The following is a 20,001-nucleotide window of genomic DNA, read 5'->3' on the forward strand; positions in this document are numbered from 1 at the left end:
GTATTTTCCTTGTCGACATAAGTCTTGCAGCAACGATAGTGTCGGCTCTGCTCCGCATGTTGCGACAATCACACTATGCAGGGCGACGATCATTAAGGAGAGTAGGAATGTCGTGGCAACATCCAGTACCCCGGATCACCGCGGAGGAAAGACAACAGCGCCTTTCGAGTCTTCGAAAGCTGCTCGATGCAAAGGGATTGGCCGGCATGTTGCTCGGGCCGACCGAAAGCCTCCGCTACTTTACCGGTCTGGTCTGGCACGCGAGCGAGCGGTTTCTCGGCGCATTGGTGACGCCGACAGAACTCTACTACATCGTACCGGGCTTTGAGCGTAGCAGGGTGGAAACCCTGCCGCATCTGCCGGCGGAAATTGTTGAATGGCAGGAGGAAGAGAGCAGCGCGGCATTGATCGCCCGCTTGCTCGGGAATGCCGGCATCTTGGCGCTCGACGACAGCATGCCGCTTTATTTCTACAACGCCCTGGCGACCGAGCTTGGAGCTGAAAGGCTTGTGAATGGCGGGCCGATCATCAACGGTCTGCGCCGCATCAAGTCTCCGGCCGAAATTGCGCTTATTCAATATGCCATGAACCTGACGCTGGACGTACACAGACAGGCTCATGCCTTGCTCAAGCCGGGAATTCGCGCGTCGGAAGTCGTCGAATTCATCGACCGGCGGCATCGCGAGGCAGGTGCCGATGGTGGCTCGACCTTCTGCATCGTATCCTTCGGCGAAGCCACGTCCCTGCCGCACGGCGCCGACGGCGATCAGACGCTTGGCGAAGATGACGTGATTCTGGCGGATACCGGTACCCGCATCGACGGCTATCATTCCGACCTGACGCGGACCTACAAGCTGAAGAGCGGCGATAGCGCCTTCGAGGATGCATGGGCGATCGAACGGGAGGCGCAGCAGGCCGTTTTCGACGCGGCAAAGCTGGGCGCTGCCTGCTCCAGCCTGGATGATGCGGCGCGCGCTGTACTCGCCAGACACTCGCTTGGCCCCGACTACAAGCTGCCGGGACTGCCGCATCGCGCCGGTCACGGCCTTGGCCTCGAAATTCACGAAGAGCCTTATATCGTGCGCGGCAACACGACCGTGCTGCAGGCGGGCATGTGCTTCTCAAACGAGCCGATGATCGTCTTTCCGAAGAAATTCGGCATCCGGCTCGAGGATCATATCTATATGACGGCGGACGGCCCGCGTTGGTTTACGCAACCATCCAGCGGACCGACGAAGCCGTTTGCAAGCTGAGAATTTCCAGACAGGGCGGCCGTCAAGCCGCCCTTTTTCCATCCTCATCGAAGACATGCAGATGCTGCGCCGGGAAGGAGACGTTCACTTGCGTTCCCGTGCTCAGGGCGGTGCGATCCAGGGTGAATACCTTGAACGGGAGGCCGTGCAGCGAAAGATGCAGGATGATGCCGAAGCCGGTGGGTTCGATGAGTTCAACATTGGCCGTCATGTCGGACGGGTTGGACGATAACACGACATGCTCAGGCCGAATGCCGAGCGTGATCTTCGCAGCGGTTACTAATTTAAGCGGCGCCGGAAGCGAAACGAGCGTGCCATCCCTGAGCTTGACGGCATTGCCCTCGTAAGTCGCATCGAGAAAGTTCATGCCGGGCGAACCAATGAAGCCGGCCACGAAGAGATTGGCGGGGCGGTCGTAGAGTTCGAGCGGGCTGCCGACCTGCTGAACCACCCCGCCATGCATGGCAACGATGCGGTCCGCCAGCGTCATCGCCTCGATCTGATCGTGAGTCACATAGATCGAGGTCGCTTTAAGATCGCCATGCAACTTCTTGATTTCCGCTCGCATCTGCTCACGCAAGCGGGCGTCGAGATTCGACAGCGGCTCGTCGAAGAGGAAGGCTTTCGGCTGGCGCACGATCGCGCGGCCCATGGCGACGCGCTGGCGTTGGCCACCGGAAAGCGCCTTCGGACGGCGCTCCAGCAGCGGATCGAGGCCGAGCTTGGATGCCGCACTGGCGACAGCCTTGGCAATGCCATCCTTGGCCACCTTCCGCAGCCGCAGGCTGTAGCTCATATTGCCGGCGACATTCATATGCGGGTAGAGCGCATAGGACTGAAAGACCATGGCTATGTCGCGGTCCTTCGGATGCAGCTCGTTGACACGATTGTCGGCAATGCGGATTTCGCCGCCGCTGATGTCCTCAAGGCCGGCGATCATGCGAAGCAGGGTGGACTTGCCGCATCCCGAGGGGCCGACAAGAACGACAAACTCCCCATCCTTGATCCTGAGATCGATGTCATGCAGCACCTGCACGTGGCCGTAGGCTTTCTTGACGTTCTGAATATCGATCGATGCCATATGACTAACCCTTGACCGCGCCGGCCGTCAGGCCTTGCACGAGATAGCGTTGGATAAGCAGGAAGAAGAGCGCGGCCGGAATGAGCGCCATGACGCCCGCCGCCATCATCTGCCCGAAATCCACCGAGAATTTCGAGACGAAGGTGAGAAGCCCGACCGGGAATGTCGCGGCTTGAATGCCGTTGATGAGCATCAGCGCGAAAAGCAGCTCGCTCCATGCGGCGGTGAAGACAAAGCCGAGCGTTGCGGCAATGCCGGGTAAGGTCAGCGGCAGGATGATCTGCCGGAAGGCGGTGAACTGCGTCGCGCCGTCGATCATGGCAGCCTCCTCCAGATCCTTCGGAATGCCATCGAAGAAGGATTGCATCAGGAAGGTGGCGAAAGGCACGTTGAAGGCCGTGTAGACGATGACAAGGCCGGTCAGGCTGTTGGTCAGGTGCAGCGGCGTTAGGATCTTGAAGATCGGCGCCACCAGCATGACCAGTGGAAACATCTGCGTCAGCAGCATCAGCGCCACGATCCAGTATTTGGCGCGGAAATTGAAGCGCGAGAGCGCATAACCGGAGAGCGACGCACAGATGGTCACCATGATCGCCGTCGAGGCAGAGACGATCAGGCTGTTCTTGAAGAAGGTCGGAAAGTCACTGTGCTGCAGCACGAAGGCATAGTGTTCCCAGGTCGTGCGCGACGGCCACATGCGTACACCCTCGGTATAGAGCAGATCATTCGGCGTCACCGAGACCTTCAACAGCCAGAAAAGCGGGAAGAGCGCGAAGACCACGTAGCAAAGAATGGCCAGACGATGGGCGATGGTGGGAAGGACGGATCGTCTCATGGCTCAATCCTTGTTCAGCAGGGTCTGACGCAGCAGGATGATCAGCATGGAATAGGCAAGCAGGAGGACCAGCAGCACCAGGGCAATGGCCGAGGCATAGCCGAAATCCAGCCGCTTGAAGGCTTGCGTGAAGATATAGCTCGCGACGATCTGCGTGCGGTCCGCCGGCCCGCCTCCGGTCATAACGACGATCAGATCGGCGAAATTGGAGATCCAGACCGTTCGTAGGAGGATCGTGATGGCGATGGTCGGCGCCAGGAAAGGAAGCGTGATCGAACGAAAGCGCTCGAACCAGCCGGCGCCGTCGATCGAAGCCGCCTCATAAAGATCGCGCGGGATCGCCTGAAGGGCTGCCAGGAGCGTGATCGCGAAAAAAGGAATACCCCACCAGACATTGGCGACAATCGGCCCCCACATCGCGTAGTTCGGATCGGAGAGAATATTGCCCGGCTCGCTCATCAGGCCCATAGCATAGAGCCAATGCGGGATCGGTCCGATGACCGGGTTGAACAGCCAGGACCAGTTGAGGCCGGCGAGGAAAGAAGGAACGGCCCAGGGCAGGAATACCAGCGCCTGAACGATCGATCTGCCGAAAAACGGTTTGTCCAACAGAAGTGCCAGGATCAGCCCGAAGATGAACTGCAGCACCACGGAGGCACCGGTCCACCAAAGTGTATTCTTCAGTGCCCAGTAGAAGGCCTTATCCTTGGAGAGCTCGCGAAAGTGTTCCAGGCCGATGAAGCCGCCGGAAAACGGATTGAGCAGTTGAATATCGCGAAAGGCGTAGGATATGCCGATTGCCAGCGGCACCAGCATCACGGCGATGATGAGGATGAGGGCAGGGGCGCTGTAGAGATAGGGCTCCGAGGCGTCGGCGAGGCGCTTTAGCCACGGCCTGCGGTCGTGGCGCCTCTCGAGCGTGTCGGTGATCGAAGTCATCTGCAAGAGTTCCCATTCGCGGCGTTCGAACGCCGTCTGTTTCAATTGGGCAGAGATGGCGGCGGATCGCTCCGCCGCCGCATGTACGTTCTATTTCTTGGCCAGGAATTTCTGCTGGGCCTTGGTCAGATAATCGGCCCATTGGTCGGCCAGATCCTTCGCCGAGATATCGCCGAGCAATGCCTGCTGCGAGGTCTTGATGGCGAGGGAATCCTTGAAGAAGGCGAATTCCTCAAGATAGGTCGGCATGACGGTGGGAACGGTGTCCTTGTCGGCCAGTTCCTGGAACCAGCCCTTGAACTGATCGCCGGCATAGAAAGGGTCCTTTTCCGCGGCCGTATAGGCCGGCAAGGCGCCGATCTTCTTGTTCCATTCCAGGTTGCCTTCCTTACCTTCAAGGGTCGCGATCAGCTTCCAGGACAGATCCTTGTTCTGGCTTGTCGCGAACATCGACCAGCCGGCATAACCGATGGTCGGGAAGGACTTGCCATCCGGCCCCTTCGGCAGCGGTGCGACGCCGAAATCATCCTTTTTCATGCGTTCGGCGACGGCAATCAAAGCGTCCGGGTCCTGGTCGAGGAAGGCGCAGGTGCCGGAGTAAAAGCCGGCGACGACTTCGTTGAAGCCCCAGTTGACGCTATCCTTCGGCGCATAGCCCTTCTTGTAGAGATCGACCATCCACTCGATGCCCTTGGCCCAGCCGGGGCTGTTCATCGTCGATGTGCCGTCATCCTTGAAGTACTTGTTGTCGCCGGCCATGGAAGCGGCAAAGATCATCCAGCCGTTGAGACCGCCCGGACCGCCGCGCATGCAATAGCCGTACTTACCGGGCAGCTTGGAGATCGCCTCGGATGCCTTGACGAATTCGTCCATCGTCTTTGGCGGCTCGGCGACGCCGGCGTCCTTCAGGATCTTCTTGTTGTAGAACATGGCGCGCAGATAGAAGCCGTAGGGCAGCATATAGGCGGTGTTCTTGACATCCCGGCCGAGCTGAAGCGCTCGAGGCGTCAGTTCGCTCGTATGCTCCCACTTGGCGAGGTATGGCTCGAGGCTTTCGAGCATGCCATTATTGCCATAGAGCGAGAGCCAGGTGTCCGGCATTTCCATCACGTCGGGCGTATCGCCGGCAGAGACCATGGTGGCAAATTTCTGGAAGGCCTCGTTCCAGGGCAGGGAGATGATGTCGACCTTGGTGCCTGGGTTCGCGGCTTCGAACTTTGCGACGATCGACTTGAGCGTCTCGGTGCGCTCCGGGCTGGTGATGACTTCCACGAGCTTCAGAGTCGTATCGGCAAAAGCGGTGCCGCCCATCAAAGCGGTAAAGAGTGCTGCCGTTATCAGTCTTTTCATGTTGGTTCCCCTTTTTGGATTTTCCTCTCAGATTGACGATGTCACGAGGCGGCGGCGATTGCCTCCTCGAGTTCCTTCCACAGGGCCTCGGTTCCTTCGAGGCCGACATGGAGACGTACGGAGCGCGGATTGATGCCAAAAGTATGCGCCGAATTCGGCTGCGCCTTCTGCTGCAGCACGACTTCGCCCGGCACGATCAGACTCTCATGTCCGCCCCAGCTCACACCCAGCTTGAAGAGCTTGAGGCGATCCACGAACGCACGCACGTCGACGCCTTCGCGGAAGATGAATGAAAACAGGCCTGAGGTGCCGTTCAAGCCGGCCGGCAACCGATTGGCGAGACCCGGATGGCAGACCTGTTCGACGACATCGAGCTCCTGCAGCCGCTTGGCGATCGTCAAGGCCGCTGCCTCGTGTGCCTTCATGCGGATCGGCAGCGTGCGAAGCCCGCGGATCAGGAGCCATGCGTCAAAGGGTGAGAGCTTGCCGCCGAGGTAAGGATAGGCTTCTGCCTTCAGCCGCGCGATCATCTCCTTCGACCCGGCAACGACGCCGGCGACCACGTCGCTGTGCCCACCGAGATATTTCGAGGCGGAATGGATGACGAGATCGACGCCGAGCTTCAGCGGCTGCTGGAAGTAAGGCGTTGCCCAGCTATTGTCGATCATCGAGACGACGCCGTGCTGCTTGGCGAGTGCGGCAAGCGCACCGACATCATGCGCTTCCATGACCCAGCTCGTCGGGCTTTCCATGTAGAAGACCTTTGCGCCGGGAAGCGCCTTGGAGACGGCTTCCTCATCGCGGCCGTCGACATAGGTCACCTCGACCTTCATGCGTTTCAGAACCGTGCCGAAGAGACGGAAGGCATCGGGATAGACATGCTTGACCGCAACGATACGGTCGCCCGGTTCGACAAAGCTTAAAACAGCCGACGATATCGCGGCCATGCCGCTGGCAAAACCGAGCGCATCTTCTGCGCCTTCGAGTTTTGCCAGCATCTCCTCGAACAGGCGCACCGTCGGATTGAGGCCGCGCGTATAGGTAGGCCGCACCTTTTCGCCGCGATAGGAGGCGATCATCTCGTCATAGCTGGAGAAGGTAAAAAGCGAGGTCTGGAAGATCGGCGGCACCACGGCATCGGCGAAGTTGCCGTCATCATGAGCGGTGATGAGGGAGGCAAGTTCGAACGGCTCTAACCCGTCAGTCATTTGGACATTTCCTTGATGTCTTCCTCGACCACGTCGAGAATTTTCAATGTTTCGGCGCGCGCTGCCTCGGGATCTTGGTCGACGATCGCGTTGAACAGCGTGCGGTGATAGGGAAAGGAGCGGCGAGCAAAATCCTGCCGATCGAAAGGATGCTCCCAGAAGCGCTCGAAGGTTTCTCTCATCTGTTCGAGAAGCTGCCGGAACAGCGGGTTATGCGTGGCGTCATAGACGGCAAGATGGAAGGCAAGATCCTCAGGCCCGGATGTGCCCTTGGCCATATGGACGCGCTCCATCTCGTTGAGTTTCTCTTCGATGATGACGAGGTCTTCGTCGGTGCGCTTTCTCGCAGCCACCATGCCGGCCTCGCATTCAATGCCGCGGCGGACCTCCAGCGTCTGCAGCAGCGCATCGCGCAGATGTGACGGGTTGAAGGAAAGCGGCATATGGATCGTCGCCTTCGAAACCGGCTTCAGCAAATAGGTGCCGCTGCCTTTGCGCGTCTCCATGACGCCGAGCGCCTGGAAATAGGTGATCACCTCGCGAATGGTGGAGCGCCCCACGGAAAGCGCGGTCATCAACTCGCGCTCGGTCGGAAGCCGGTCGCCTGCCTGCAGCTTGGACGATTCGATGAAGGTCGACAGCGCCTCGATGACTTGCTGCGTCCGGTCGATGGAAGGAAGAGGGGTAAGCATGGGTTTTGTCATGGGACAGTAAATTGGTCTGACATCTGCCATCAGGTCAATATCTTTTTCTTGGCACGGTCATTTTTCCAGCCCTCAAATTTTTAAGGACGGAAAGCGAGCGGTAACGAAGGTTGTTTGCGGCCTTCAAGAGCACCGGCAGCACTGATAGAAGGAACGTGTTGTGAGTCCCGGGCTGGAAGAGAATGGCCGCAAGAGATCGATATTCACGGAAGCTGGAATGCGCGAAATGCGACCATACCGGCTTCGCCGAAGTGTCCGAAACTGACGATCGGCGGGCGACGAGCCGCGATTTCAAGATAGACGAGATGCCGCGCGGCTTTTCCACGGAACGGCCATCGACCGATCCGCGCAAGCATATGGTGCGCTGCCGGTGCGGCTCGGTATTTCCTTTCGAGCAGGACACGATTTATGCACCGGGCGGCGAGCCGCGGCGCAGCAAAGCATAGGCCGAAAAGAAAAAAGCCCCGCACAGGCGAGGCTAAGCTTGTGCCGCTCCGGGGAAATCGGAAGCGACGCGGCATTGTCTAACGGTCGTCTTCTCTCCCGGCTAGGTCAGTTTTGCCGATAGCGGTACGCTCAAGTAAAAAAGCTCTTCATTCGTGAAATGAGATTGGTTTCCAGGCTCTCTCCTAGTGGCTGCAAAGATGCGAGGAAACTATCGTGCCGTGCAATATATTCAGCCAGCGTTCATTTTCCCACGGGCAAAAAGGCAATCACCGCAACGCCTTGCGGTCGTCGAGGCCCGGCTTCTATTGGTTTTCGAGCCTGGCTGCCGGGCCTCGCAGATACTGAAAAACTCGGATACCCACATGCGATTGCTTCGCGCCTTCATCGATTGGATACGCCGCAGACGGCGGCCGGAACAGGAAACGATCCAACATTCCGCCGACGACCCATGGGTTCTGCAGCAGATCGAGAAATTCGAGAGAGAGCTAAAGCGCTAGAGCGGTTCGGGTTTTCACGGAATACCTGAACCGCTCTAACTCTTTGTTTTCACGCAATTCCGGACGGAAAATCGCTGCACACTTTTCCTGGAGTTGCTCTAGCAGGCTCACCGATTCGTAGTCCTGGTGCCTGATCAGCGCCGCAGGACGGTCCCATCTTTGGCGACGAGTTTGCCCGCCTTGTAGACCGCGCGTCCTTTCGGCACCGCGACGACCGCCTCGGGAATATGCTCCGCCTTCAAGGTAACGAAGTCGGCTTTGGCGCCGATCTTCAAGCCATAACCCTCCAGGAGCAGGGCCTTGGCGCCGCTTTCCGTCACGACATCGAAGGCAACCTTCAATTCTTCGTCGGTATAGAAGCCGGACCGATAGCCGATCATCATGGCGCGACCCAGCATGTCGCCGTCGCCATACGGCCACCAGGAGTCGCGAATATTGTCACTGCCACTGAAAACAGTGACGCCGGCAGCCCGAAGCAGGGCGACGGGCGGGAAGGTATGGGCGCCGGGTGCGTTGGTCATGATGGAGACACCGCTCTCGGCGATCAGGGCCGCAGCGCGCTTGGCCGCTTCGATCGAGAGATCGCCAAGTCCGTAGGCGTGGCTGATCGCGACGTGCCCGCCCATGTAAAGCTTACGCGTGCGGGCGCAGATTTGCTCGATGGTGAAGAGGCCGAGCGTGCCGCCGTCATGAAGATGGATGTCCACATCGACGCCATGCTTCTCGGCGACGCCGAAAACCACATCGAGATGTTTTTCGACATCGCGGTCAAAGCTTGCCGGATCGAGCCCGCCCACAAGGTCAGCTCCCAAGGCGATCGCCTCGTCCAAGAGCTTCGGCGTGCCGGGGCTCTTCAGAATGCCGCTTTGCGGAAAGGCAACGAGCTGGATGTCGATCAGGTCGCGGTATTCTTCGCGCACGGCAAGCACGGTCTCCAGCGATTTCAGTCCAACGGAACCGTCCACCATGACATGACTGCGCATATGCGTGCTGCCGTTGGCAATGCAGAGTTCGAGCTGGTTTCTGGCCCTTTCGTCCATCGGCGCGGCCTGCGCCATGTTTTGCGCCTGGAAGGCAACACGTTCGTGGACGTCGAAGCCGTTGGCGCACGGCTTGTGCGGTATCCAGGCATCACCGTAAAAACTGGTGTCGAGATGAATATGCCCTTCGACGAAGCTCGGCACGACGAGGGCACCTTCAAGGTCGATGAGCTGGAAGGCAGAAATCGGTGCTCCAGTCTCGGTCATCGACACGATCCGCCCGCCCGTGACGCCGATGTCCTTGATGGAACCGTCGGCAAGTTTGGCCCGGGTAAAGAGAGTTTCGATCGTGCTCAATTTTTTCTCCATGAATCGATGGCCACCAGTCGCGCGCGAAATGCCTGGGCAGCGGATGTCCTACCGCTCGAAAGCCTCTTTCAGGCCGAAGCTTTTGCGCTCACGTAGGTCAAGATCGGCTTCGATATGCGCGATATGATGCAGCATGAGATGACAGGCCGTGTCGACATCCTTGCGCTCCAGCGCGGTGATGATGTCCCCATGCTCGGAATGGCCGCAACTGGAGGCGCTTGACTGTCCATAAAGTGCAATCACCAGCGAGGAGCGAGCAACAAGCTCCTCCATGAAGCGCTGCATGATGAGATTGCCGGAAATGGCCGCCAGCATCAGATGGAAGTCGCCCGAGGCCTTGATCTCGGCCCGGCGCGCGGATTGACCCCGCTCTCCCATAAGGCGGCCTTCTTCCACGAGGAGCTGCCGGAGCTGTGCGAGCTGGGCCGCGGTGATGTGTTCGGCCGCCGATCGCACTATCCCCGGTTCGACCAGGCGGCGCGCGGCGAATATCTGTCGGGCTTCCTCTGGCGATGGATAGGCGACGAAAGCGCCTCGGTTTTTCTCGACGCTGACGAGCCCTTCATAGGAAAGAGCCTGCAGGGCAGCACGTGCCAGTGTCCGGCTGACGTTGAAGAGAGCGCCAACATCGCTCTCGGACAGTTTCGTGCCCGGTGCGAGCCGCCGCTCCACGATCGCGTCGCGAATGGCCTCGCGGATTTGTTGCGCGCCGCTATCGGTGGCGTCGCTGGGCGTCAAAAGCGCATCTGTTGAAGAGTTCATGATCGGTAGCCTGAGTAACTGGCTGCAATGATAGACAGGTTTCGCGCGGAAGTTAAACGAAATCTGATGCAAATAAGCCGATAAAATGTATACAATATTTTGCATAAATCGCGCACAATAGCCTATTTCCTGTGCAGATTCCTAATTGCCTATCAGAAGGCAAAATTTCTTTGCGGAGAAAAAATTCAGAAATTCCAGCCGGTTAGTCAACCTCCGACAAAACTGGCACGATTGATGCAGTGTCTTTCCCAAACCAAAGGGGAAGATGATGTCGAAAGCGGCAGAGATCGATATAGTGTCCGTTTCGAAGGTCTACGGCACGACCACGGCTGTCCATGCGATCAGCCTGAAGATACCGGCGGGTTCCTATTGCTGTTTCCTCGGCCCCTCCGGCTGCGGCAAGACATCGACCTTGCGCATGATTGCTGGTCACGAGGGGATTTCCTCCGGCGATATCAGGCTCGGCAATACCGTAGTTACCGATTTCCCGCCCGCCAAACGCGGCACGGCGATGATGTTCCAGTCCTATGCGCTGTTTCCTCATCTGGATCTTATCGACAATGTCGCCTTCAGCCTGAAGATGAAGGGCGTTGCCAAGGAAGAGCGCCGCGCAAAGGCGCTCGAAATGCTGAAGCTGATGCAGATGGAAGCCTACGCCACACGCCGTCCGGCCCAACTTTCAGGCGGCCAGCAACAGCGTGTCGCGCTTGCCCGCGCCCTGATCACCGATCCGGAAGCGTTGCTGCTCGACGAGCCACTTTCGGCGCTCGATCCCTTCCTGAAGATCCGCATGCGCGCAGAACTGAAGAAGCTGCAGAAGTCGCTCGGCATCACTTTCGTCCATGTCACGCATAGCCAGGAAGAGGCGATGGCGCTTGCCGATATCATGGTCATCATGAATGACGGCCGGATCGAGCAGGCAGGATCGCCGCGGGAGGTGTTCGAACACCCCGCAACGGCCTTCGTTGCCCGCTTCATGGGTGATCATAATGTCTTGTCCGGCCGCGTAACGTCGAGCGAAGAAGGCTTGATCACCATGACCGTGCCTGAAGGGCAGGGCTTCTCGGTAAACGGGTCAGGTCGGGCCGTCGGCGAAGCCGTCGATATCGCGGTCCGCACCGACCGCGTCCGGCTTTCGCCGCCATCGGACAAAGGGCTGGGCTTCAACGGCGTCGTCTCCAATATCGAATATCGCGGCGCAACGCTGAAGATCACCGTTATCGGTGCTGGCAGCGACGATTTCACCGTCATCGCAAGCAATGACGACGATGCGACTAAATCGCTCACCGTTGGCGATGCTGTCTCACTGAGTTGGGCTCAGAAGGATGCAATCCTTCTCGGCCGTATATCCGCATGAAAATCCGAAGCATTAAAAAAGGGGAACTGACATGACGACTGAAACCAGGACTGAGAAGACCACGAAGGGCATTTCCCGCCGCTCGCTGCTGAAGACCGGCGCTGCCGCTCTCGGCGCTATGGCCGGCTCCGGCGTAATCACCGGTTTTCCGACCATCTGGGCACAATCGAACATCACGCTGCGCCAGTTCGGTACCGGCGTTTCGAACATCAATGCCATTGCGGAGAAGTGCAAGGCCGATCTCGGCATCACGCTCGAGATGACCGCGACCGATTCCGATGCCGCCGCGCAGCGTGCGGTGACGCAGCCGAACAGCTATGACATCGCCGACATCGAATACTGGATCGCCAAAAAGGTCTTCCCGACCGGCGTCTTGCAGCCAATGGACGTCAAGAAGCTGAAATATTACGACAAGATCGTGCCGCTCTTCATCACCGGCAAGCTGAAGCCGGATAGCGTCATTGCGCAGGGCACGGCGCCGCACACCGTCGGCTTCGTCGAAGGACAGGGCTCCAAGAAGTTCGCCAAGGAGCCGACGCAGTGGATGACGATGGTTCCAACCATCTACAACGCCGATACGCTCGGCATCCGCCCGGACCTCACCGGCCGTCCGATCAACAGCTGGGCCGATATTCTCGATCCTGCCTTCAAGGGCAAGACCGCGATCCTCAACATCCCGTCGATCGGCATCATGGATGCCGCGATGATCATGGAAGCCGCCGGCAAGATCAAATATGCCGACAAGGGCAACATGACGAAGGCGGAAATCGACAAGACGATCGACTTCCTGATCAAGACCAAGGGCGATGGCCAGTTCCGTGCCTTCTGGAAGTCCTTCGACGAAAGCGTCAACCTGATGGCATCAGGCGAAGTGGTCATCCAGTCCATGTGGTCGCCCGCGGTTGCTGCCGTCCGCTCCAAGGGCATTGCCTGCACCTTCCAGCCGCTCAAGGAGGGCTATCGCGCCTGGGGTGGCGGTCTCGGCCTTGCCTCGCATCTCAAGGGTGCGCAGCTCGACGCGGCTTATGAATATATCAACTGGTACACCTCCGGCTGGGTCGGCGGCTATCTCAACCGCCAGGGCTACTATTCCGCCTGCATGGAAACGGCCAAGAACTTCATGTCGGCCGATGAATGGGGCTACTGGATCGAGGGCAAGCCGGCGCAGGGCGATATCCTCTCTCCGGAAGGCAAGGTCATGGAGAAGGCCGGCGCCGTTCGCGACGGCGGTTCCTTCGAAACCCGCATGGGTGCGGTTGCCTGCTGGAACTCGGTCATGGACGAGGACCGCTACATGGTTCGTCGCTGGAACGAATTCATCGCTGCCTAAGCTGCGATCGATCATTTCCTCTCCCCGTCCGATACGGGGGGAGGATCCTATCAATGGAGAAGCCGGACTATGGCGACAATCGCTTCCTCGGATGCGGAGCAGGAAACTCAAAAGGCCCGACGCGGCTTCGCCGTGCCCGGCTGGACCGTTGCTTATCTGCAGGCAACGCCGCTGTTTCTCATTCTCGGCTTCTTCTTCCTGTTACCGATCGCCATGATCGGCGTCGTCAGTTTCTGGGATTATGATTTCGCTGGCCTTTATCCGGCATTCCTGACCACGAATTATACCGATACGCTCGGTTCGTGGGTTACGTGGAAAACCTACCTCAACACATTGAAATTCACAGCAATTGTCTGGGCGCTGACGCTCTTCATCGGCTTCTGGGTCGCCTATTTTCTTGCCTTCCATATTCGCCGCACCTCGACGCAGATGATCCTTTTCCTCGTCTGCACCGTGCCCTTCATGACATCCAACATCATCCGCATGATCTCGTGGATACCCGTTCTCGGGCGCAACGGGCTGGTCAATTCGACGCTGATCGAGATGGGCCTCATCCCGCAGCCGATCGAATGGCTGCTCTATTCCGATTTCGCCGTCGTGCTCGCCATGGTCCATCTCTATACGCTCTTCATGGTCACTCCGATCTTCAACACGCTGATGCGTATCGACCGTTCGCTGTTTGAAGCCGCGCGCGATGCCGGCGCCAGCGGATGGCAGGTGTTGTGGAATGTGGTGATCCCGCTTGCCAAGCCCGGAATGGCGATCGGCAGCATCTTCGTCGTCACGCTCGTCATGGCGGATTTTTCCACCGTGCAGGTGATGTCGGGCGGCCAAAGCGCATCCATCGCGCTGATGATGAAGAACCAGATGTCGCTGCTGCAATATCCGGCCGCAGCCGCCAATGCGGTCGTGCTGCTGATCGTCGTGCTGCTGATGGTTGCCGCCATCCTGCGTATCGTCGATATCCGCAAGGAGCTCTAGGATGAACCGTGAAAAGCGCAGCCTGGAATTTTATGTTCTCGCGATCTTCTTCACGATCTTCGTGTTGTTTCTCTATGGCCCACTGTCGGCGGTCATCATCCTGTCTTTCCAGGGGCCGGATGGCGGCTTGACCTTCCCGTTGAATGGCGTCTCACTGCATTGGTTCGCCAATCTTTTTGAGAAGCAGGCGGTCGGCGATTTCGGCGCCTCGTTCCAGCGCTCGCTGATCCTTGGCGTCATGGTCATGATCGTCACCGTCGTTGTGTCGCTGCTGGCAGGGCTAGCCTTTCGCCGCCGGTTCCGCGGATCGACATTCCTGTTCTATGCGACGGTTGCGAGCCTCGTCGTCCCATCCATCATCATCTCGCTCGGGATCGGCGTCGTCTTCCAGCAGGGCGGCATTGCGCCGGCCTGGTATTCCTCTGCCTTCGGCGCGCATTTGACCTGGACCTTGCCTTTCGGCGTGCTGATCATGTTTGCAGTCTTCAACCGGTTTTCGCCGGCCTATGAGGAGGCCGCTCGCGATCTTGGCGCCAGCTCCTGGCAAACCTTCCGTCATGTCGTGCTGCCGATGATCGCACCGAGCCTGATCGGCGTCGGCCTCTTCGGCTTCACGCTGTCTTACGACGAGTTCGCTCGCACCCTGATGACATCGGGCACCTACAACACTCTGCCGCTCGAGATCTACGGCATGACGACGAACGTCACGACGCCGGTGCTCTATGCGCTCGGGACGGTGACGACGCTCTTTTCCTTCACCATCATTCTGCTGGCGCTTGCGGTCATGACCATGCTCGGCCGCCGTCAAGCCAAGAAAAGTTGAGATCATGCGCCTGCTGCTCATCAATCCGAACACCACCGTTTCCATGACGGAGAAGGCGGCCATCGCTGCGCGTGCCGTAGCAGGCCCCGGCACCGAGATCATCGCCGCCACCTCGCAGATGGGGCCGGCTTCGATCGAGGGCTATTACGATGGAGCTATTGCCGTGCCCGGCATGCTGCGCGAGCTGAAGGAGAGGCAGGCTGAAGGTTATGACGCCGCGATCATCTGCTGCTTCGACGACACCGGCCTGGAGCCCGCACGCATGTTTTGCAACGTTCCGGTCGTCGGTCTCTGCGAGGCGGCCGTCGCGACGGCCGGCTTCCTGGCACAGCGCTTTAGCGTGGTGACGACGCTCGAGCGGTCACGCATCCTCATCGACAATCTTGTCCATCGTTATGGCATGGGCGCGCGGGCAAAGGTTCGCGCCTCCGACATCCCTGTGCTCGAGCTTGAAGATTCGTCTTCGGGTGCAATCGGAAAGCTGAGGGCGGAAATCGAGCGCGCGCTTGCCGAAGACGGAGCAGAAGCCATCGTCCTCGGCTGCGCCGGGATGACCGATCTGGCAAGAGAACTACAGTCGATTTACGGCGTCCCGGTCGTGGATGGTGTCGCCGCAGCGGTCAAGCAGGCCGAAGCTTTGGTGTCTCTGGGACTATCCACCAGCAAGCGCAGTTCCTACGCCTCGCCATTGCCAAAGCCCTTTTCGGGGGCAATGCAGGATTTTGCACCGGCACCGGTATTGGCCTAATCTCATCACAATCCAACAGTACCACCTCCAATGATCGCTAAGCGTTGCGATTGGCATATCTTCGCTGCCGGGACTACAATGTCTCGGTAAAGAACGAGAGTCGTGGATTTGGCACAGAGAGCCGGCAAAGCTGATCTTCCCCTGCATGGCGGACGCGTACCGCGCTGGCTTGGCGATCGCATGACGCGCCTGGGCGCTGTCATTACCGAAGCGATCGTGCAGCATTATGGGCGTGACGAGCTGTTTCGCCGTCTCGCCAATCCCTTCTGGTTCCAGTCCTTCGGCGCCGTCATGGGCATGGACTGGCATTCCTCGGGGATCACGACAAGCGTTCTCGGTGCCTTGAAGCGCGGTCTGACGCCGCTTTCCGGCGAACTCGGAATCCACGTTTGCGGCGGCCGCGGTGCGCAGTCGCGCAAGACGCCGGACGAGCTCATCCATATCGGCGATCGCGTCGGCCTCGACGGCGCGTCCCTTGCCATGAAAAGCCGGCTGATCGCGAAGGTGGATAGCGCGGCCGTGCAGGATGGCTTCGATCTCTATCTGCATGGTTTCATCGTCGCCGATGACGGCAAGTGGGTCGTCATCCAGCAGGGCATGAACGATGAACGGCGGCAGGCGCGGCGGTATCATTGGCTATCGGAGGGTTTGACGAACTTCCTGGATTCGCCACACTCTGCCATCGAGGGGCGCGAGCAGGGCGAGATCATTAATCTCGCCGATCGACGCGCCGGCCACTCCCGCGACGGTCAGCTGGATTTGCTCGCTTCCCTGGGGCCGGATAAAATCGTCCGCGAATTCAACGCTCTGGAAGGGAAAGTTCCAGCAATCGGCAAACAAGAAGCGCAACCGATGCTGCCATATCTTATCATGCCGGCACATCACGACGTGCGTCAGGAAGATGTGAACATGCGGCGCCTGCACGGAAATCTTGCTGCGGCTGCCGATCGTGGTCCGGTGGATTTCGAGGATCTGCTTCTGACGCCCGGCGTCGGCGCACGCACTGTAAAAGCTTTGGCGATGGTCGCTGAAGTCGTTCACGGCGCACCTTGCCGCTTCTCCGATCCCGCGCGCTTCTCGCTCGCCCATGGCGGCAAGGACCGGCATCCCTTTCCGGTGCCGCTGAAGGTCTATGACGAGACCATCAATGTGATGAAATCGGCGGTCAGGAAAGGGCGTCTCGGTCGCGACGAAGAATTGTCTGCGCTGAAGCGCCTGGATGACCAATCGAGAATACTGGAGCGCTATGTCACCGGCCCCGATCTCAAGGAGATCGTAGCGGGCGAATTCGACCGCTCCTTCTCCTATGGCGGCCGCAGCGTTTTCGGCTGGGAGCCTCCCGTGGATGCCGAGGACGATGGTGCCGAGGGCGGCCTCCGCTCTTCGAAGAGCTAAGCCGGGTACGGCAGAAGGGAGCGGCTTAGCGCCGCTCCATCATCGACTCATGGCAGCGTATAGCCGATCACATAGTCGCCTGGTTTTGTTCCCACAGAACCGTGACCACCGGCCACCATGACGACATATTGCTTGTCGTCGCTGGCGGTATAGGTCATCGGCGTTGCCTGGCCACCCGCCGGTAGACGCGCCTGCCAGAGTTGTCTCCCGGTCGTCACGTCATATGCCCTGAGATAATCATCCACGGCTGCCCCCAGGAATGCTACTCCGCCCTTGGTGACGATCGGCCCGCCAATGCCGGGAACGCCGACCTTGAAGGGAAGGGGCAGCGGCGTCATATCGTGAACGGTGCCGTTCTTATGCTTGTAGGCGATCTTGCCGGTCTTCAGATCGACACCGGCGACATAGCCCCAAGGCGGTGCTTGACAGGGGATGCCGAGCGGGCTGACGAACGGCCCCATATAGACGCCATAGGGTGAACCTTCGTTTCGGTTCAGCCCCTGTTCGCTACCCTTGTCGCCGGCTCCCTTCGGCGGGATCTCGGCGCGCGGCACGAGTCTCGAGGTGAAGGCGAGATAAGTCGGCATGCCGAACATGATCTGCCGTTCGGGATCGACGGCGACGCTGCCCCAGTTGAAGGTGCCGAAATTGCCGGGGAAGATGATGGAGCCGCGCAGCGACGGGGGCGTGTAGCGGCCTTCATATTGATGCTCATGGAAGGCGATACGGCAGGCGAGCTGATCGAACAGCGAAACGCCCCACATGTCCTTTTCCTGTAAGGGCGGCGGCGAGAAGGTCAGATCGGAGATCGGCTGTGTCGGTGAGGCGTGATCTTCCGGAATGGTGCCGGCGGGAGCCGGAATTTCCTTGAAGGGAATGATCGGCGCGCCGGTACGGCGGTCGAGCACGTAGATATCGCCCTGCTTGGTCGAGGCAACCAGCGCAGGAACCGTGCTGCCGTCGGCCTTGGTCAGATCGACGAGCACGGGCTGGGCCGGCACGTCCATGTCCCAGAGATCGTGATGGACGAATTGCTGCACCCATTTGAGCTGGCCGGTATTGATATCGAGCGCCACAACCGATGAGGAGAAGCGTTCGACATTGGCGCTGCGGCCCATGCCAAGCTGGTCGGGCGTCTGGTTGCCAAGCGGAACATAAACCATGCCGAGCTTTTCGTCGGCGCTTGAAACCGACCAGCTATTCGGTGAGTTGGTCGTATACGTCTGCCCGGCAGGCAGCGGCGCCGTCTGATCGGGATTGCCCGAATCCCAGTTCCAGAGCAGTGCGCCCGTCCGGGCATCGAAGGCGCGGATGACGCCGGATTGCTCCTGGGTGGAATAGTTATCGTTTACCGCGCCGCCAATAATGATCTTGTCGGCGACGATCACGGGCGGCGAGGTCGAATAATAATAGCCCGCCGGATTGTATTTCATGCCGGTTTCAAGATGCAGGGTGCCCTGATTGGCAAAACTCGGACAAACCTTGCCGTTGGCGGCATCGAGCGCGATCAGCCTGGCATCCGAGGTCGGCAGATAGACGCGATCGGCACACGGCGCTCCCGCGGCAACTGCCGTGTCATGGTAATAGGAGACGCCGCGGCAGGTCTGATGCTGTCGGTTGGGGTTCATGCCGGCATTGGCATCGTAGCGCCATTTTTCCTTGCCGTCCGTCGCACCGATGGCGATCGCCAGGCTATGGGGTGTGCAGATGTAAAGCGTGTCGCCGATCTTCAGCGGCGTGACCTGATAGGTCGTCTCGCCAATGTCGTCGGGACGCTTCACATCGCCGGTCTGATAGCGCCAGACTTCTTTGAGGTTCGCGACATTCTGCGCATTGATCTGATCGAGGGGCGAGTAACGCTGGCCGAAGGAGGTTCTGCCATACTGATGCCATTCACCATCCGGCACATCGCCGCCCATCGGGGCATTCGCAGCCATTGTCGTTGGCAGATTACCGGAGAGATCATGTGGATCTGTCGTCATCGAATAGACGGCTACTAGGATGGCGATGATCAAGGGGATCGCGAGCGGCCAGGGATTGGCCCCGTAGTGAACGCCGTCCAGGCTGCGAAAGCCCAGCGGGCGCCGGACCCATGGTATCAATAGCCACAGACCGATCAGAATGATCAACCCGCCGCGCGGGCCGAGTTGCCACCAGTCGAAACCGACCTCCCATATCGCCCATCCAAGCGCTGCCAGCACGAAGATCGCGTAGAACCAGAGCGCGGCGGCTTTCCGCGTATAAAGCAGGATGGCGGTTACCAGGAAGGCAAGACCGGCCAAAAGATAAAAAAGGCTTCCACCGAGCAGTGCAAGCCACAGCCCACCGCCGCCGAGCGCCAGACCGATAAGTGCGAGGATGATCGATGTGATTACGAGGGCCATGATCTGCTCCAATCTAACCGTCGATGAGACAGTGATTACTCGAAGGCTTGCAAACTCGCGCGAAGTCCCTCCGGACCTCGACGGCTGGCTATAACGAAATCGGTGTCTGTAGTTTCGCCGGCAACGAGAGGAGCCACGCCCAGGGCGATTTGGATCGGTTCATCAATCCCCCTAATCAAATCAGAGACTGAACGTCACGATTGCGAGAATGTTCCAATCCACTCACCCGTTCAAGCTTTAGGATCTGTGGACTGATTTGATTAACGAACGTAGTTAATTTTTTAACAATTGTTGAGATACTAATGGAACAGATATTGGAATCAAGGGTTTCCGTGCAGAGCCGGAGGACTATAAATGAATATGAAGATCGTGACTGCCCAATCGGAAGTAGCAACCGAGGACACCGGCACTTATCCGGATGGCATGATGGAACGTATTCTTGTCGAGTTTTCCGCAAGCTCCGAACGGCAGCATCGCAAATCTCACGAGCGTGATTACGGCACGCACAAGGTGCTACGGCCGATCCCGGTCGGGCTTGCTTGAGCGACCGGAAACGCG

At 59.1% G+C, this 20,001-nt stretch carries 19 protein-coding genes; 10 read left to right on the plus strand and 9 right to left on the minus strand.

Annotated features, from left to right (window positions below; translation table 11 throughout):
* Positions 1 to 107: 107 nt before the first annotated feature.
* The gene (locus FBZ99_RS17815; RefSeq protein WP_145634143.1) at positions 108 to 1,253 is read left to right on the plus strand and encodes a M24 family metallopeptidase; all 1,146 of its coding nucleotides are present in this window, start codon (positions 108 to 110) and stop codon (positions 1,251 to 1,253) included.
* 22 nt (positions 1,254 to 1,275) lie between these two features.
* On the opposite strand, the gene FBZ99_RS17820 is transcribed toward FBZ99_RS17815, so the two are convergent.
* From FBZ99_RS17820 to FBZ99_RS17845, 6 genes are all read right to left on the minus strand, one after another.
* Positions 1,276 to 2,334: an ABC transporter ATP-binding protein gene (locus FBZ99_RS17820; protein WP_113351160.1), complete on the minus strand. Its 1,059-nt coding sequence runs from the start codon at positions 2,332 to 2,334 to the stop codon at positions 1,276 to 1,278.
* 4 nt (positions 2,335 to 2,338) lie between these two features.
* Positions 2,339 to 3,169 carry a carbohydrate ABC transporter permease gene (locus FBZ99_RS17825; RefSeq protein WP_145634146.1) on the minus strand — a complete coding sequence of 277 codons (831 nt, stop codon included), beginning with the start codon at positions 3,167 to 3,169 and terminating at the stop codon, positions 2,339 to 2,341.
* A 3-nt stretch (positions 3,170 to 3,172) separates the two neighbouring features.
* Positions 3,173 to 4,108 carry a carbohydrate ABC transporter permease gene (locus FBZ99_RS17830; RefSeq protein ID WP_113351202.1) on the minus strand — a complete coding sequence of 312 codons (936 nt, stop codon included), beginning with the start codon at positions 4,106 to 4,108 and terminating at the stop codon, positions 3,173 to 3,175.
* Between the two features lie 90 nt (positions 4,109 to 4,198).
* Positions 4,199 to 5,458: an ABC transporter substrate-binding protein gene (locus FBZ99_RS17835; protein ID WP_113332662.1), complete on the minus strand. Its 1,260-nt coding sequence runs from the start codon at positions 5,456 to 5,458 to the stop codon at positions 4,199 to 4,201.
* A 41-nt stretch (positions 5,459 to 5,499) separates the two neighbouring features.
* Positions 5,500 to 6,666 carry a PLP-dependent transferase gene (locus tag FBZ99_RS17840; protein ID WP_113351162.1) on the minus strand — a complete coding sequence of 389 codons (1,167 nt, stop codon included), beginning with the start codon at positions 6,664 to 6,666 and terminating at the stop codon, positions 5,500 to 5,502.
* Positions 6,663 to 7,358: a FadR/GntR family transcriptional regulator gene (locus tag FBZ99_RS17845; protein ID WP_113351163.1), complete on the minus strand. Its 696-nt coding sequence runs from the start codon at positions 7,356 to 7,358 to the stop codon at positions 6,663 to 6,665. Before FBZ99_RS17845 ends, FBZ99_RS17840 begins: the two co-directional genes overlap by 4 nt.
* Positions 7,359 to 7,552: 194 nt before the next feature.
* On the opposite strand from FBZ99_RS17845, the gene FBZ99_RS33470 reads away from it, so the two are divergent.
* Both FBZ99_RS33470 and FBZ99_RS33790 read left to right on the plus strand, forming a co-directional pair.
* Positions 7,553 to 7,816 (plus strand): hypothetical protein, encoded by a 264-nt coding sequence (locus FBZ99_RS33470; protein ID WP_113351164.1) that lies wholly within the window; start codon positions 7,553 to 7,555, stop codon positions 7,814 to 7,816.
* Positions 7,817 to 8,179: 363 nt separating this feature from the next.
* Positions 8,180 to 8,314, plus strand: coding sequence for a hypothetical protein (locus tag FBZ99_RS33790; RefSeq protein ID WP_257714007.1), 135 nt, complete (start codon positions 8,180 to 8,182; stop codon positions 8,312 to 8,314).
* Between the two features lie 134 nt (positions 8,315 to 8,448).
* Here the strand turns inward: FBZ99_RS33790 and FBZ99_RS17855 are convergent, their stop codons facing one another.
* Both FBZ99_RS17855 and FBZ99_RS17860 read right to left on the minus strand, forming a co-directional pair.
* Positions 8,449 to 9,651: an amidohydrolase family protein gene (locus FBZ99_RS17855; RefSeq protein WP_233788769.1), complete on the minus strand. Its 1,203-nt coding sequence runs from the start codon at positions 9,649 to 9,651 to the stop codon at positions 8,449 to 8,451.
* A gap of 60 nt (positions 9,652 to 9,711) precedes the next feature.
* On the minus strand, positions 9,712 to 10,425 hold the full coding sequence (locus FBZ99_RS17860; protein WP_113351203.1) for a GntR family transcriptional regulator: 714 nt from the start codon (positions 10,423 to 10,425) through the stop codon (positions 9,712 to 9,714).
* A 268-nt stretch (positions 10,426 to 10,693) separates the two neighbouring features.
* Here FBZ99_RS17860 and FBZ99_RS17865 point away from each other — a divergent pair, with 268 nt between their 5' ends.
* The 6 genes from FBZ99_RS17865 to FBZ99_RS17890 all read left to right on the plus strand — a co-directional run bounded on the left by FBZ99_RS17865 (position 10,694) and on the right by FBZ99_RS17890 (position 17,059).
* Positions 10,694 to 11,782 carry an ABC transporter ATP-binding protein gene (locus FBZ99_RS17865; protein ID WP_113351167.1) on the plus strand — a complete coding sequence of 363 codons (1,089 nt, stop codon included), beginning with the start codon at positions 10,694 to 10,696 and terminating at the stop codon, positions 11,780 to 11,782.
* A 31-nt stretch (positions 11,783 to 11,813) separates the two neighbouring features.
* Positions 11,814 to 13,112 carry an ABC transporter substrate-binding protein gene (locus FBZ99_RS17870; RefSeq protein ID WP_113332657.1) on the plus strand — a complete coding sequence of 433 codons (1,299 nt, stop codon included), beginning with the start codon at positions 11,814 to 11,816 and terminating at the stop codon, positions 13,110 to 13,112.
* A 69-nt stretch (positions 13,113 to 13,181) separates the two neighbouring features.
* Positions 13,182 to 14,093, plus strand: coding sequence for an ABC transporter permease (locus FBZ99_RS17875; RefSeq protein ID WP_113332656.1), 912 nt, complete (start codon positions 13,182 to 13,184; stop codon positions 14,091 to 14,093).
* Position 14,094: 1 nt separating this feature from the next.
* Positions 14,095 to 14,916: an ABC transporter permease gene (locus FBZ99_RS17880; RefSeq protein WP_069615545.1), complete on the plus strand. Its 822-nt coding sequence runs from the start codon at positions 14,095 to 14,097 to the stop codon at positions 14,914 to 14,916.
* A 4-nt stretch (positions 14,917 to 14,920) separates the two neighbouring features.
* A complete protein-coding gene (locus FBZ99_RS17885) occupies positions 14,921 to 15,664 on the plus strand; it encodes an aspartate/glutamate racemase family protein (RefSeq protein ID WP_145317753.1) in 744 nt (247 codons plus the stop codon).
* A 108-nt stretch (positions 15,665 to 15,772) separates the two neighbouring features.
* Positions 15,773 to 17,059 carry a DUF763 domain-containing protein gene (locus FBZ99_RS17890; protein ID WP_113351204.1) on the plus strand — a complete coding sequence of 429 codons (1,287 nt, stop codon included), beginning with the start codon at positions 15,773 to 15,775 and terminating at the stop codon, positions 17,057 to 17,059.
* A gap of 47 nt (positions 17,060 to 17,106) precedes the next feature.
* Here the strand turns inward: FBZ99_RS17890 and FBZ99_RS17895 are convergent, their stop codons facing one another.
* Positions 17,107 to 19,443, minus strand: coding sequence for a glucose/quinate/shikimate family membrane-bound PQQ-dependent dehydrogenase (locus tag FBZ99_RS17895; protein WP_145634148.1), 2,337 nt, complete (start codon positions 19,441 to 19,443; stop codon positions 17,107 to 17,109).
* Between the two features lie 354 nt (positions 19,444 to 19,797).
* Here FBZ99_RS17895 and FBZ99_RS17900 point away from each other — a divergent pair, with 354 nt between their 5' ends.
* Positions 19,798 to 19,986, plus strand: coding sequence for a hypothetical protein (locus tag FBZ99_RS17900; protein ID WP_113332651.1), 189 nt, complete (start codon positions 19,798 to 19,800; stop codon positions 19,984 to 19,986).
* Positions 19,987 to 20,001 lie beyond the last annotated feature (15 nt).

Origin of the sequence: Rhizobium sp. ERR 1071 (assembly GCF_007828675.1) — a bacterium.
Classification (GTDB): domain Bacteria; phylum Pseudomonadota; class Alphaproteobacteria; order Rhizobiales; family Rhizobiaceae; genus Rhizobium; species Rhizobium dioscoreae.